At 70.2% G+C, this 13,250-nt stretch carries 15 protein-coding genes and 1 riboswitch; of the genes, 6 read left to right on the top strand and 9 right to left on the bottom strand.

Going from position 1 to position 13,250, the window contains the following annotated elements:
• From VGT06_04730 to VGT06_04715, 4 genes are all read right to left on the bottom strand, one after another.
• A partial coding sequence (locus tag VGT06_04730) for a hypothetical protein (protein HEV8662436.1) occupies positions 1-364 on the bottom strand: 364 nt, incomplete at its 3' end.
• An 8-nt stretch (positions 365-372) separates the two neighbouring features.
• On the bottom strand, positions 373-1,806 hold the full coding sequence (locus VGT06_04725; GenBank protein HEV8662435.1) for an FHA domain-containing protein: 1,434 nt from the start codon (positions 1,804-1,806) through the stop codon (positions 373-375).
• Between the two features lie 24 nt (positions 1,807-1,830).
• Positions 1,831-2,586 carry a Stp1/IreP family PP2C-type Ser/Thr phosphatase gene (locus VGT06_04720; GenBank protein ID HEV8662434.1) on the bottom strand — a complete coding sequence of 252 codons (756 nt, stop codon included), beginning with the start codon at positions 2,584-2,586 and terminating at the stop codon, positions 1,831-1,833.
• Between the two features lie 111 nt (positions 2,587-2,697).
• Positions 2,698-4,290 (bottom strand): trypsin-like peptidase domain-containing protein, encoded by a 1,593-nt coding sequence (locus VGT06_04715; protein HEV8662433.1) that lies wholly within the window; start codon positions 4,288-4,290, stop codon positions 2,698-2,700.
• A gap of 142 nt (positions 4,291-4,432) precedes the next feature.
• Here VGT06_04715 and VGT06_04710 point away from each other — a divergent pair, with 142 nt between their 5' ends.
• On the top strand, positions 4,433-5,485 hold the full coding sequence (locus tag VGT06_04710; protein ID HEV8662432.1) for a DUF3187 family protein: 1,053 nt from the start codon (positions 4,433-4,435) through the stop codon (positions 5,483-5,485).
• Positions 5,486-5,539: 54 nt separating this feature from the next.
• Complete coding sequence (locus VGT06_04705; GenBank protein HEV8662431.1) at positions 5,540-5,911, top strand: SCP2 sterol-binding domain-containing protein; 372 nt, start codon at positions 5,540-5,542, stop codon at positions 5,909-5,911.
• A 114-nt stretch (positions 5,912-6,025) separates the two neighbouring features.
• On the opposite strand, the gene VGT06_04700 is transcribed toward VGT06_04705, so the two are convergent.
• The 5 genes from VGT06_04700 to VGT06_04680 form a co-directional block, all read right to left on the bottom strand.
• Positions 6,026-7,378 (bottom strand): hypothetical protein, encoded by a 1,353-nt coding sequence (locus VGT06_04700; protein ID HEV8662430.1) that lies wholly within the window; start codon positions 7,376-7,378, stop codon positions 6,026-6,028.
• A gap of 70 nt (positions 7,379-7,448) precedes the next feature.
• Positions 7,449-9,050: a M2 family metallopeptidase gene (locus VGT06_04695; protein HEV8662429.1), complete on the bottom strand. Its 1,602-nt coding sequence runs from the start codon at positions 9,048-9,050 to the stop codon at positions 7,449-7,451.
• Entirely contained in the window at positions 9,047-9,169 is a 123-nt protein-coding gene (locus VGT06_04690) for a hypothetical protein (GenBank protein ID HEV8662428.1), read from the bottom strand. Before VGT06_04690 ends, VGT06_04695 begins: the two co-directional genes overlap by 4 nt.
• Before the next feature lie 42 nt (positions 9,170-9,211).
• Entirely contained in the window at positions 9,212-9,400 is a 189-nt protein-coding gene (locus VGT06_04685) for a carboxymuconolactone decarboxylase family protein (protein HEV8662427.1), read from the bottom strand.
• 58 nt (positions 9,401-9,458) lie between these two features.
• Positions 9,459-9,665 (bottom strand): CDGSH iron-sulfur domain-containing protein, encoded by a 207-nt coding sequence (locus tag VGT06_04680; protein ID HEV8662426.1) that lies wholly within the window; start codon positions 9,663-9,665, stop codon positions 9,459-9,461.
• An 861-nt stretch (positions 9,666-10,526) separates the two neighbouring features.
• On the opposite strand from VGT06_04680, the gene VGT06_04675 reads away from it, so the two are divergent.
• The 4 genes from VGT06_04675 to VGT06_04660 all read left to right on the top strand — a co-directional run.
• Complete coding sequence (locus VGT06_04675) at positions 10,527-11,183, top strand: choice-of-anchor P family protein (GenBank protein HEV8662425.1); 657 nt, start codon at positions 10,527-10,529, stop codon at positions 11,181-11,183.
• Between the two features lie 133 nt (positions 11,184-11,316).
• On the top strand, positions 11,317-11,838 hold the full coding sequence (locus VGT06_04670) for a post-COAP-1 domain-containing protein (GenBank protein HEV8662424.1): 522 nt from the start codon (positions 11,317-11,319) through the stop codon (positions 11,836-11,838).
• Between the two features lie 534 nt (positions 11,839-12,372).
• A riboswitch (cyclic di-GMP riboswitch) is annotated at positions 12,373-12,453 on the top strand.
• 59 nt (positions 12,454-12,512) lie between these two features.
• The gene (locus VGT06_04665; protein HEV8662423.1) at positions 12,513-13,028 is read left to right on the top strand and encodes a hypothetical protein; all 516 of its coding nucleotides are present in this window, start codon (positions 12,513-12,515) and stop codon (positions 13,026-13,028) included.
• Positions 13,025-13,250, top strand: a 226-nt coding sequence (locus tag VGT06_04660; GenBank protein ID HEV8662422.1) for a prepilin-type N-terminal cleavage/methylation domain-containing protein, incomplete at its 3' end; no start/stop codon positions are given. The genes VGT06_04665 and VGT06_04660, both read left to right, overlap by 4 nt.

Raw genomic sequence — 13,250 nt, 5'->3', positions numbered from 1 at the left:
CCATCTCCTCGTAGCAGGCCCCGGCCCCCGCATAGTCCCCCGCCCGCTTGTAGCGCCAGGCCTGGCGCAGCAGCCCCACCTGCCCGATCGCCCTGGCGACCACCTGAGCGGGCCTGGAACCGAAGCGCCGCTGCACCAGCGGCCAGAGGAGCCGGCGCGCGAGGGTGAAGGCGAGCAGGAAGAGCAGGGCGATGAGGGCGTAGCGGAGGAGGGGATTCTGGTTGAGGGCCCAGCCGGACTGGGCCACCTGCCGGCGGAGGTCCGCGATCGGGCCGGCCAGGGCCGGCCCCGCCGAGGCGAGCAGCGCGCCCGGCAGGCCGGTGAGCGTGCAGGTGAGACGGCGACGGCTGGACGAGTACCGCACGCCGCCCCTCACGCCCGGGCGGGGCGGTCCGTCGCGGCGACCCCCTCCGCCAGGCGGACGGTGAACTCCATGCCCCCGATGGCGATCACGTCTCCATCCCGCAGGAGTTGCTCCGCCACCCGCTCCCCGTTCACCTTGGTTGGACTGAGGCCTCCCAGGTGGGTCAACCGGAACCGGCCATCCGCCTCCCGGGTGATCCGGGCGTGGACCCTTTTCACCAGGAGGCCCGCCACCCGCACGGTGGCCTCTTCCCCGCTCCCGATGGTCACCGGCGCCCCACCCAGGAGGACTGGCTCCCGGCCCGGGACGAGAAGCCGCGCGCCGGCGGCCGGCCCTTTCCCCAGGAGGCGCTCCAGCTCACGGGTGCCCACGTGGACGGTCACCGGAGGGCTGGGCCTGCCCGGTGCGGCGGCCTCGACTTCCCGCGCCGCCCCGCACCGGAAGATCAGGCGGTGCTTCAGGATGCCGATCTCGTTCCCGTCCCGCAGAGCCTGGGTGGTGACCCGCTCCCGGTTGAGGAAGGTGCCGTTGGCGCTCCGCTGGTCCTCCAGGACGAACCCCTGTCCCTCGAACCGGATGACGGCGTGCAGTCGGGAGACGCCGGCATTCTCGATGACCAGATCGTTTCCGGGCGCGCGACCGATGGTGAACCGGGCCTTGCCCAGTGGGACCGTCTGGAGGATCCGGTCTCCAAGCATCACGGTGACCTCCGCCTGCGGCATGGGGGTAGAGGCGGGGGTGGCCGGCGAGGCCGCGGGGGCGATGGTGGCGGGGCGGTAGTGCTGGGTCCAGCGCCGCCCCGGGGGGGGATTCACGAGGCAGGCGTCTGCTGCTGGAGGGACCTCCAGCCCCTCGTACACGTCCAGGGCCATCGCCTGCCCGCCCTGCCGGGTATAGACAAACGCGAGGAGGGAATCCTGCGCGTCCTCGTCCGCCGGCAGATCGGCGCCGTCCGGCACGAAGTAGGTCCGGGCCGGGCGACCGGCAGGGCACAGGGCCAGGTGGATCCGCTCCCCCTGCCGGAGGGCCAGGACGGTGCTGACGCCCCGCGCGGCCAGCCGTTCCAGGACCCCCTGCACGTCGACCAGGTCACTCGTCACCTGAACCGACGGGCGGCTGCCGAAGAGGACCAGGAGCCCGTGAATCAGGAAGGCATCGGCCGGGCAGAAGAGGAGCGGGGCCGTGGGATGCGCGGCGTAGGCACCGAAGAAATCCCCGATGGGGGTGCTCCCCAGACGGTCCCCCTGCGCCCGACCGGCCCCGTACGGAAGCCCCCCGAGGACGAACAAGTACCGGGCCTCCTCCCCGAGGCCCAGGACGAAGTAGCCGCTGGCGGTCCGCCCCGCCCCGAGGAGGCTCCGGTACATCTCATCGAACCCCTGGTAGCGGCTGCCGGGAGGGGCGACAGGGGCGCCGCAGGCGGGGAAACGAGGCGCAGACATGGGGCCTCCTTGGCCGAGCGCGCCCTAGCCGAGAGCCGGGGGGGGCTCGAACCGGACGAGGAGGGCAGTGATGTTGTCCCGCCCCCCGCGCCGGTTCGCCAGATCAATCAGCGCCTGGCAGGCAGCCTCCAGATCGGAGCTGCCGGCCAGGAGGGTTTCCAGGATCTCGGGGTCGGTGACCTCGTCGGTCAGGCCATCCGAGCAGAAGAGGAAGAGGTCCCCGGATTGCAAGGCCTCGCTCCACGCATCCATGTCGACGGCCGGCTGCATCCCGAGCGCGCGCGTGATGACGTGCTTGTGAGGGGAGAGGCGGGCCTCCTCCGCGGTCATCTCCCCCCGCGCCACGAGCTCCCCGACCAGCGAGTGGTCGCGCGAGAGCTGATCGAGCGCCCCCTCCCGGACCCGATAGATGCGGCTGTCCCCGACCGAAGCGAAGGCGGCCTTTTCGTCCTCGACGAGGGCGCTGACCAGCGTGGTCCCCATCCGGGCGTCCGCGGGCCGGTGCCGCCCGGCCTCGAACACCCGGCGGTTGGCCACGCGGACCCCCTCGGCCAGCGCCTCGAGGGCCGGGGCTTGGAGCGCCGCGGGAAGCTGGCCTCGTGGAGCCAGGGCCTCCCGGAGGGCGGAGAGCGCCAGGGCGCTTGCCACCTCCCCCGCCTCGTGTCCCCCCATTCCGTCGGCGACAGCGAACAGACCGGCCTCGGGGTCGGCCAAAAGGCTGTCTTCGTTGTGATCGCGCTGCCGCCCGGAATCCGTCCGGCCCACCACCTGAATGGGCACAGCCCCCCTCTCTCCGGCTTGCCAACCCGGTCTGTGGAAGGTGCCCACGAGGGGTGCAAATTCCATTCCACACAAGGACTTACAGGGCCTAAGGGTGAGGATCTAGAGGGATCAGGAACCCCTGAGGAGGGGGAGGACGAGGCGGACCGGGACCGCGAAGTTCGACCCGCCAAACTGGCGGAGGACCGCGTAGGAGACCCCGACCACCCGCCCGGTCATGGCCACGACCGGGCCCCCGCTCCCGCCGATCGTGGTCTGCGCGTCGAAGGTCATCTCATGCGGGAGGACGTCCCCGAGGAATCCCCGGGTGGCGGCCGGACGGATGAGGCGGCGGGTGGCTAACGCTTCCACCACCTGGACCAGGTCGCTCAGCTCCAGCGCCACGAGCTGGTCCAGGACATTCGGCGGGGCCTTGGCCAGGATGGCCTCCAGGCCTGCCGGGTAGCCGATGACGAGGACCGATCGACCCGGGGCGGCATCCTGGCCCGTCCGGTCCAGCTCCAGGACCGGCAGCCGGGCTTTCCCCGGCTCGAACTTCAGGACCGCCACGTCGGCCTCCTCGGAAACTCGGGCGACGGTGAGGGGAAACGGACGGGGGATGCCGGGGAAAAAGGCCCGGCGAAGGAGGGGAACCGGACGGAAACCGGCGGTGCGGAAGGGGGCAAAGACCTCCCCCGCCCCCTGCCAGGGCTCGACCACGTGCCGGCTGGTGAGCAGTTGTCCGTCGGCCCTCACCAGAAATCCGGTCCCTACGAAGTGGCGCGTGGCCGGGGGCCCGTCGCCTTCCACCGTCAGGGCGGGATCCCCCCCTGGGCCGAGGAGGGGCTTCCCCTCCGGGCCGAGGGTGTAGCGCAGCCGCCGCCCCTCCCCATCCTCGAACCCCACGAGGACCTGGAGCAAGGCGACCCCGCCCGCGACGCGGGCGATGATCCGCTCCCCGGCACTCTGGGCCGTCTCGAGGCGCTGGAGCCGACCCTCGGTGGTGGCCAGATCACCGCGCAGCCGATCCCGCTCCCGTCGGAGGCTCTCCAGACCGGAGGTCAGCGCCTGCTGCTGCTCCTCCACGGCCCGCCGGGCGGCCTCCACCCGCTGGTGCAGCCCCTCCCGGAAGAGGCGCTCCTGTCGGAGCTGCACCGAGAGCCCGGCGATGACCGTCCTGGCCTGCCGGAGCTGCCACTGCCCCGCCACCAGCACGATCGGGACGCCGACGAGGAAGAGCACCATCAGGAGGAGGCCAAGGACGAAGGCGAGCCGGACAGCGGGGGAGGCCTCGCGGCCGACCGCGATCGCGAGGTACCGGAGAAAGGCCGTTGCGCTCCCGACCCGACCCCGCCGGGCCGCGCGGACCAGAGCGCCCGCGTCGGCCACGAGGCTCCGCAGCGGCTTGGAGGCGACCTCCGGAGCGCGGTGGAACCGGAGCTTCGGCCCCCCCTCTCCCACCTCCACGAGGTCCCCGTCCCGGAGGGCGACCGTGCGGACGGGTTCCCCATTGACGAACAGGCCGCGGCCGCTCCCCCGGTCGGCCAGGAGGACCTCGCCCCCCTCGACACGCGCCTCGGCATGGTGGGGGGCCACGCCGGGATCCGAGGTACCATCGAAGCGGAGGTCGTTGTCCGGGGCGCTGCCGATCGTCACCCGGTCCTGGTCGAAGACCTGCTCGGCGCCTCGCCGGCCTCCCGACACGTGGACAAACCTGACTCGCATCCCCTCCCCCACGCCATTGTCGCTCAGGGGCGGCGAAAAGGAAATGCCCCGGGTCGCGATTTCGATTGGAGACCCGAGCGGGCCGCCCTAGAATGGCCCTCCGGCCCCCGTCTCGGCGGCGGCGGCCGGGGGAGGGACCGCCATGGGCATGGCGCGCGCCTGGCTTGCTGGCCTCCTCCTCCTCGCCCTGGGGGTGCCCCCTGCGCTCCGGCCAGCCCCGGCGTTCCCGGGGTCCCCGGCCATCCTGGGGAAGGGACCTCTGCCCATCCGGAACCAGTCCCCGGTCCAGCTCCTGTTCCTCCAGCTCGCCCCGGAGGGGGCGCGCCCCGTCCCCCGGGAGGTCTGGGAGGTCCGGGCGGACCTGGTGGAGACCAACACCCTCGTAGCGGAGGGGCCCTCCCCGGCCGGCTTTGCGGGGGTCCTGAACTTCGAGCAGACGCGGCTGAACGTGACCGTCCGGCGTGGCCTCTGGCCTGGAGGGGAGGGGGGGATCGAGCTTCCTATCGTCTACGGGTGGGGCGGGATTCTGGATTCCTTCATCGACGCCTTCGAGCACCTCATTGACATGCGGCGGGACCTGCGGCGGGACGAGGTGAGCGTGGGGGGACAGAACCGGTACCGCTATAGCATCACGCGCAACGGCGGGGCCTTCCTCCAGGGGGAGAGCGGCGACTGGGACATCGGGGACCTGGCCCTCACGGCAAAGCACGCCCTCTGGGAGGAGCCGGACGCCAGCCTGGCCCTTCGGGCCGGCGTGAAGCTCCCCACCGGCAGGCCGAGCCGCGCCACCGGGAGCGGCGATGTGGACCTCGCGCTGGGGATCGCCGGAGACCTCCGTCGACCGCCGCTCGCCGCCTACGCCAACCTGAGCGGCACGCTCCCCCTGGGGCGCTTCCGCGGGGAGAGCGTGAACCCAATCGTCTCCGGGCTTCTCGGACTCGAAGTGGCCCTGACGGAGACCTCCGCCTTCCTCGTCCAGGTGGAGGGGATCAGCGCGCCCTTCTCCGGCACCGGCCTGGCCTTCCTGGACGACCCGATCTTCCAGTTCCAGGTGGGCCTCCGGTTCCTGCTGCGCCCCAATCTCCTCCTGGACGTGGGGATCATCGAGGACTTCTGGTTCCAGCCGGTCCGGAGCGTGGAGGCCAGCGCGGATTTCTCCGTCTACGCCTCCCTCCGGGCCACCTGGGGACCCTGAGGCCCGGGAGACCCGGCCGGCGCGAAGCGGGTCCGCGGTAGAGGGGAGGGGGCGATGGCGGGAGACGAGGCACCCCGGACGCCGGACGCGCCACCAGACCTCGCCGCCCTCCTTGCGCGCCTGCCGGCCGCCCTGGACCCGGGAGCTGCCGCCGGCGTCGAGGGGGTCGTCCAGTTCGACCTCACCGGGGAGGGGGGCGCCACGTACTTCCTGGCCATCCAGGGCGGCGCCTGCACGGTCGGCGAGGGGCGCCACCCGGGCCCGAACGTCGTGCTGACCCTGAGCGCCGCCGACTGCGTGGCGGTGATCACGGGCGCCGTGAAGGCCCGGGCCCTCTTCGACACGGGGCGGCTGCAGATCGCCGGGAACCTCTTCCTCGCCCTCCTGCTCCGCGACCTCTTCCCCCGGGACCGTCTCCTCCGCTGAGACGCTGGCGATGAACGCCGTGGAGGGTCCACCTCCAGGCGCGATCACGGACGCGCTGACGAGGCGCTCGGCGGCCGGTCCGACCGTCGTCGGGCGAGCGGGGGGCGGAGGGCGTCAGGAGGTCGGGGGGACGCTGGCGATATAGGCCCGGTAGTCTCCGGGGTAGCCCAGGGCGGCCTGAAGGGCCCGGACGTCCTGCAGGATGGCGGCGATGCGCTCCGCGGGAAGGAGGGGGCCGGCCTGGATGCGCTCCGCCACGGCCGCGGCTTTCTCCCGGGCTTCGGTCGCCGTCTCCTCCAAGATCTCCTCGTACCCGGTCGCGGCTCCGGTGAGGTAGTTCTCCAGGATGTGCCGGGCCACCAGTCGTCCGTGCTTCAGGGAGGCCTGGATGTTCCCCTTCCCGGTCACCGCGTTGCCGAGGGCGAAGACCCCCGGCAGGCCCTCCATCTCCCCCGTCCGCGGATCCTTGATGCGGTAGAGCTCCCCCGCCATCGGGAGCGCGGCGACCGGCTCCGGGATGCTCCCGATACTGCTGATGGTGAGGGGCGCCCGGACGGGCGCCTCCGACCCCGGGACCGTGATGACCCGGCGGTCCTTCAGCTCCGTCCGGGCGATGGTCAGGCCGGCCAGACGATCCCCCTCGGTCAGGAACCCCACGGGAACCGAGCGCTCCTGGAACCGGAAGAGGAACCGGTCCTGGAAGTTCTGCAGGAGCTTCCGCCGGGTCTGCCGATTCCGCTCGAGTTGCTGGGGGGTGGCATTCTCCGGGGGTTCGGCCAGCGGCATGTCCTCGACGGTCCGCCGGTAGAAGAGGGTGCACCCCTTGACCCCCAGCGCCTCCAGGGTGAGCCCCCGCTCCTCCAGGGCCCGCTTCAGCCCTCCGTGCTCGAGGGAGACGGGATCGGCCGGCATCCCTCGCGCCCGGAGCGCGCGGGTCACCGCCTCCAGCATGAGGATCTTCACCACATCCAGCGAGGCGAGCCCGCCTCCCACCACGATCCCGCCGTCGGCGAACTCCACGGCCGGGCCGCTGTAGTCCGGGTCGTCGTAGTGGTTGAACCAGTACACGAAGGGGTTCTGATAGTAGAAGCCCCGGCCCACGTAGGCGTCCACACCCTCCAGGGGGAGGGAGCGGTCCCGCCAGGCCCCGTTGGCGAGGATGATCGCGCTGGGCTTCCACGCCAAGAGATCCTTCAGGCCGATGTCCCGGCTGAGCTTCGTCCGCGGGACAAAGTGGACCAGCGGGTGGGCGAGCTTCTGATCAATCTTGGCGTACTCCTGGGCCCGGAGCTTGACGTGCCAGCGGGGGAGGCCGTCCTCGATCTTCCCGTAGGGCCGGACGTTCTGCTCCAGGACGATGCAGCGGACCCCGCGGGCCGTGAACTGAGCCACCGCCTCGGCGCCGGCCACGGCCCCCCCCACCACCACGACCAGGTGCCCCGGCCGGATCGCTTCCTGCTCGCTCACAGAGTCCTCCCCCTCCCGGCCCGCTTCGCGGGGCCCTCGCTCCATCGATACCACAGCGGCCTCCTCACCCTCAACGCCCTTCCGCCCCGGCCTCGGCGGCGAAGGCCTCCGGGCTGAGGGGGCCCTCCGTCGCCTCCGCCACGAGCCGCGGCCAGGGCCACCGGTTGGCCGGGGCGAAGACCCGCTCCCGCAGGAAGGCCCCCGCAGCGGGATTCAGGGCGAGGCGCCCCCCGGGCACCCACCCCTGGATCGCCCGGTGAAGCTGGCTCGCGAACAGCTCCCCCAGAAGATAATTCTGGTAGTAGACCGGCGCCAGGGCCAGGTGCAGCTTTGCCGCCCAGTCGGGGCCCCGGCGCGCCACGGGGGGCGTGAGGCCCTGGAAGCGGGCCTTGAGCGTCCACCAGAGCCGGTCCAGGTCGGCCTCCGGCGTTCTGTAGAGCGCCCGCTCGAAGTGAATCATCACCAGGGCCCACCGGGCGAAGAGCAGCAGGCCAAAGCGGTGGTGCGCCGCGGCGGCGGCGGCCAGAGCCGCGGCCTCGCCGGCGGGCAGTCCGGCTACGGCCGTGAGCCACGGCGCCTGGTAGATCTGCCGCTCCAGGAGCATGGCCACCGCCTCCGTGGTGCAAGCGTGGGCCGGTCTCCGCAGGAAGTAGGGGAGGCTCCGGTCAACGTACTTGTCGTAGACGGCGTGGCCCCCCTCGTGCAAAAGCGTCCGCATCCAATGCTCGTTCCCGACGAGATTGCAGAGAATCCGGATATCCCCTTCTCGATCGATGTCCGCGCAGAAGCCGTGCTGGGATTTCCCCGGCTTCTCGAAGAGGTCGCTGCGCGCCAGGATATCCCGCACCTCCAAGCCGATCCCATCGAAGCTCGCCACCATGAGCGCCGGTAGATCCGCCCCCGCGAAGAGGGCATCGAGGGCCAGATCACGGCGGGGGGGCGGGTGCTGGAAAAAGGGGTCGGCGTAGTGCCAGGGGCGGAGGTCTCCCGCGATCACACCGAACCGGGCGCACAGCTCCGCGTCCAGGCGCGCCTTCTCGACGAGGAACGGGCCGGCGGTCCGGCGATCCACCTCCTCCAGCAGGACAAAGAGCGGGCTCTCCGCCAGCTCCCGGGTCTCCAGGGCAAAGGCGAAGTGGTCGGGGAACCCCATCCCCCGGGCGACCCGGTTGCGGTGCCGGACCATCTCCTGGACGAGCGGGGCGACCTCGGGCCCGATCTGCTGCGAGGCTTCCCACGCCCGCTGTCGGGCCGGCCCGTCGTCGGAGGCGCGCAGGATCTCCTCCAGCGCGTTGGCTGTGGCGGGCTGGCCAGCCAGCGTGCTCCGGAACGTATCGAAGCGTTGCTCCGCCTCCGCCGCCAGGCGCTCCAGCGCCTCGAGGGTCTCGGGGTCCATCTGGCTCGCCCGGAATTCCAGGAAGAGTTGCCGGACCTGGCGGGCCTGGATCGGATCGGCCAGGTCCGCCCGGCGCCCGTGCCAGTCGTGAAGGCGGCGGTATCCGACCGGGTCCGCGGAGAGGCCCCGCCGGGCGATGGCCAGCCGGACCACCTCCTCCTTCCAGCGGTCCTCCCCCGTGAGCGCCAGCTGCCAGGCCGCCTCGTTCAGGGCCTTCTCCAGGGGACGCACGGCCGCCTCGTGCTCCCGGAGGAAGGCTGCCACCTCCTCTCTCACGCCGGCCGCCCCTCCCCCTGGAGGTCCTCCAGCACCGCGAAGGCGTGCCGGACCGCCTTGGCGGACAGGGTTCCGCCCATCAGCAACCCCACGTCCAGGGTCTCCGCGATCTCGCCCATCGTGGCTCCCGCGTCGAGGACCTCCTCGACTCGATGGTCGATTCAGTCGAAGCAGTTCTGGCTCACCGCCACGGCCAGGGCCATCAACTCCTTGTGCTTCTTGCTCAGCGCCCCGTCGGTGAAGACCCCCTCCCCGGTTCCCCGGAACGCGGCGTAGACCCGCATCGGGCTGGCCAGGATCTTCCCGTTCAGGCGCTTCCTGCGCGCCGTCCGCTCCTGCAGGCTCTCCATGGCCCCTCCAAAGGACAGACAGCCGGCGGACGGTCGGGACCGCCCGCCGACTGCCGGGTCAGTACTGGCTCTCCACCTTCACCCTGCTCTGCTCGTCGTACACGTAGACGTCCCCAACCTGCTCGTCCAGCGTCTTCTTGTGGGAGCTGTCGCAGTAGGGTTTGTTCTTCGAGAGGCCGCAGGCGCACAGCCAGATGGGCCCCTTCACCTCCTCCGGCGTGATCCGGTAGGGCTTGTTCCGCTCGTGCTTGACCAGGCGCGCCATCGCTCACCTCCTGTTGTTGGAGAAAGGCGTCCGCCCATTATCGTTGCGGGTCTCTGGCCGGTCAATGACGACTTGCCACTACAGCCTCCCGCGGGCCACGGCCGCGGGGAGAGGCCTGCGCTGCAGAGCTGCTGCCCCCACCCCCTCGCCCCCTCGATGGGGCAGGTCCCAATCCCTGGGCGTCGGCCCGGAGCCAGCTAGGGGCTTCGTGGTGGCGGGGGTCTCGCTCGCTGGATCCCGATTCGGCAGATGGGCCCGGCTCGGATCCGGTGCGCTGGCGGTGGAGGCCAGCCGCTGCAACCTCTCCCCGGGGGGCAGCACCGTGCCTGGTTGTCACACCCGCCTTCCGCGCCAGGGCCCCATGATGGAGCGTGTCCGGCGATCGGAGCTAACGCTCATTACTGCAAGACTCTTTATGAGGAATGTCTTCATATTGAACTGTAATTTCTGGATTTTCATCGATTTATCTGCGTTATTCCACCAGCGGGACTAGGTAAACCACTGAATCATCCTGCAGGGATTTTCCTATGGCAAAATCGGGGAATGACCCAATTGCACAATCCCCCCCTGCTGACCATGATGACCCGCGATGACTCGGCCCGGCTTCGAGGAGATTTGGGCCGACCGTTTGTGAGCTGCACATGCTGCCCCTCCGCGCGCGAACGTTCCTCCCCACGGGGGGTCCACCCCCACTGGGGGGGCAGATGCACCCCTGGCCCGGAAAGGGGGGAAGCCTGAAAGCCGACTAGGTGCAATCAACGGTGCCCTCGCGGGGCACCGCGTGTGTTATGGGCCAGATGCATGGGCGCAGTCAGTCGAAATTGGGAGGTTCCCATGAGACAAAGAACTCCTCGGTGGAGGTTGGTCACAGTCGTAGTGGGGGTGGCCAGTCTGTTGCTATGGTCCACAACCAGCGACGCCCAGTCCGTCAGCGGATACGCCAGTGCTGTCCAAGCGACCGTTCTCGGAACGACGACGGCCCTCTCCCACACCGGAACGCTCGTCGATGCAAATGACGCTCGGGAAGCATCACAACTCACGGGAAGCATCCCTTCCCTGCTCCAGGCGGAAGTGCTTCACGCCACGGCAATTAGCTCGGTCCAGGGGTCGGATGCCAGTGGTGCAGTGGGCTCCGAAGCCTCGCTGGCGAACCTGGGCCTCACGGTGGCGGGAAACGCCATCGCCGCCGAATTCGTCATGGCAAGGGCGCTGGCGCCGGTCGGCGCTGTTCCTGTCGGCGTGCCAGCCGTCGAGGGCCTTTCCGTCGATGGAGTCCCCATCTGGGTGACGGGAGAGCCGAACCAGACGATCTCCCTTCCCGGAGCCACGATCGTGCTCAACGAGGTGCGCACTTCAGCGAGCGGCATCACGGTTACCGCGCTCAAGGTCACCTCTATAGACGGCCTGACAGATGTAGCGGTCGCAACCGCCGTCGCTGGCGTCACTTCTGTGGAGTCGGCCACGGTCTCGGAGCCCGCGACCACGCTCCTCGGCCAGACGGTGCCGCTCTCGCCGTAGCCGCGGTCGCCCTTCGCGCTGGTGGACCGAGCGAAGGGCGAAGCCAGGGGAGAGAAGAGCCGACATATTGCCGCACTTCGGCTGACAAAGAACACGGCGGCGAGTCGTTTCCATGCTCCACGGAGGAAGCCCAATGCAGAGAACCCTTTTCGTCCTCATGCTCGCGGCATTGGCGCTCACGGGAGGTTCCGTCGGTGCCCAGGTGATCGTCCCCCCCGACTTCGTGACCGGTGGCGGCTACATCTTTGGCACCCCGTCGGGCGCGAGGGGGAACTTCGGCGTTGGCGGGGGCGTCAAGAACGGCGCCTTCGGGGGACACCTGAACTACATCGACCATGACAGCGACCTGCACGTGAAAGCGACCAGCATCACGGGGTACGTGTTCGTCGATCCCCAGACGCGCAGCATCTGCGGAACGTATGCCACCAACACCGGGGAGACCGGCTCCTTCCTCGTCACAGTGACCGATATGGGAGAACCGGACGGCGACGATATCTTCGAGATCACGCTGGTGGAAAGCGACTATTCTGCAGCGGGCGACCTGGGTGGGCCCGGCCCGGGCGGCGGCAACATCCGACTCCATGGGAGCAACCCGTCGAACACGCCGCCGACTGAGGGCGTTTGCCCGGATGATGGAAACGGCATTCCGGTGTAACGGTTTGCGGGTCGAGGGGGCCCTGCAAGGCCCACAGCTTGGCCCCTCTTCGAGGGCCCCTGGTCCGGAGGGCATCGCAGGCGCGGCGGAGCACCCAGAACCCGCGGCCTCCGGCGCCTCCCGGCTGCGGACGGCGCGGGGGGACGTGGTGACCTCGCGGACGATGCGCTCGGGAGCCGGCTGAGGGGCGCGGGGCTGCGGGTCGATGCGGGCGCGAAGCGAGCGCCATCGCCGAAGAGCCGCGCCGCGAGGCCTGTGGACCTGGCTCCCGGGCTCCCTCCTCGCCGCGGCATCGCTTCCTCTCCTCCCGGAACCCTGACGCCCTGGTTCCGCTTCCCTCCAATCGTGTTACCTTTTTGCTCACCTCGGCAAAGACCCTCCGGCGCTTCCGGACCCGGCAGCGGCAACGCTGGCGGCCATCGAACCGGCTTAACGTCTTGATTTGCTATAGGCGGTGCCCCGGAGTAGGTCCTCGCAGGCGCCTGCTGGCATATCCGGTGCACCTCAGAAGCGTCGGCTGAGGCGGAGACCCCTTCCCGATAAGGGCACACTCGCCGCGAGGCGGGGTCGCAAAGCCACGGGTCAGGTTCCAAGCCTGACAGCCGGGCTACCGAAGGAAGGGAGGCCCAGAGCTCCCCGGGACGTGGTGGTCCTCCGCACACAGGAGGAGCACTATGACTTCCCGGCACGGTTCGGCTGGTCGCCGCTCCTGGTTGGTCCCCCTTCAAGCCGCGCTCGCCACACTCGCCCTCCGCGCCGCCCCCAGCGTCGCACACGCTCCCGTTTCTGTCCCAAGAGCTCGCCTCTGCTCGTCCACCAAGGGGGCGAGCCTGGCCGAAGTCCTCGTGGCCCTGGCCTTCGGCGCGGTATTCTCGATTGGCGCCGCGGCGTTGGCCATCACGGTCGTAACGGCCAATGCGAAGTCCAAGTCCATGGACATCGCCGTGTACCTGGCCCACGACCGGCTGGAGGCCATTCGGAACACGGCCTTTGCAAGCGTCACGGCTGGGAACTTCCCATCTGAGGGGTATGGGACCATCAGGGTCGGGAGCCCTGCGGTCGCGTATCCGGACCACCAGCGGTCGGTCAGCATTCAGGACAACACGCCTACCCCGGGTGTGAAGCGAGTCGTGGTCACGGTCGCCTGGCAGGGCGGCCGCGTGAACGCAGAAATGCTGGTGGGACGATGAGCCCGCGTTCGACGACCGGCATCCTCACCGGTGGACGCTCCGCGCAGGCGGGATCGAGCCTGGTCGAGCTCCTGATCAGCATGGCCCTGACGGCAATCGTCAGCACGGGCCTGTACACCTTCTTCACGACGACGTCCGTGACCTACAGCGATCAGGCAGTGACGGCCCGGATGCTCCAGAGTGCCACCACTGCCATGGCCCGGATCGCCCAGGATATCCGTA

The organism is Candidatus Methylomirabilis sp., assembly GCA_036000645.1.
In the GTDB taxonomy this organism is placed as follows: domain Bacteria; phylum Methylomirabilota; class Methylomirabilia; order Methylomirabilales; family JACPAU01; genus JACPAU01.
Note: the sequence above shows the minus strand (reverse complement) of the source record. Positions and strands in the feature narration are given on the sequence as shown.

What these genes read in the sequence shown, in the direction of transcription:
- VGT06_04705 (HEV8662431.1), top strand. Translation starts at nt 5,540, where the DNA reads ATGGCGGGAGACGAGGCACCCCGGACGCCGGACGCGCCACCAGACCTC.
- VGT06_04690 (HEV8662428.1), bottom strand. Translation starts at nt 9,169, where the DNA reads ATGGGCGAGATCGCGGAGACCCTGGACGTGGGGTTGCTGATGGGCGGA.
- VGT06_04685 (HEV8662427.1), bottom strand. Translation starts at nt 9,400, where the DNA reads ATGGAGAGCCTGCAGGAGCGGACGGCGCGCAGGAAGCGCCTGAACGGG.
- VGT06_04710 (HEV8662432.1), top strand. Translation starts at nt 4,433, where the DNA reads ATGGGCATGGCGCGCGCCTGGCTTGCTGGCCTCCTCCTCCTCGCCCTG.
- VGT06_04715 (HEV8662433.1), bottom strand. Translation starts at nt 4,290, where the DNA reads ATGCGAGTCAGGTTTGTCCACGTGTCGGGAGGCCGGCGAGGCGCCGAG.
- VGT06_04665 (HEV8662423.1), top strand. Translation starts at nt 12,513, where the DNA reads ATGACTTCCCGGCACGGTTCGGCTGGTCGCCGCTCCTGGTTGGTCCCC.
- VGT06_04670 (HEV8662424.1), top strand. Translation starts at nt 11,317, where the DNA reads ATGCAGAGAACCCTTTTCGTCCTCATGCTCGCGGCATTGGCGCTCACG.
- VGT06_04725 (HEV8662435.1), bottom strand. Translation starts at nt 1,806, where the DNA reads ATGTCTGCGCCTCGTTTCCCCGCCTGCGGCGCCCCTGTCGCCCCTCCC.
- VGT06_04680 (HEV8662426.1), bottom strand. Translation starts at nt 9,665, where the DNA reads ATGGCGCGCCTGGTCAAGCACGAGCGGAACAAGCCCTACCGGATCACG.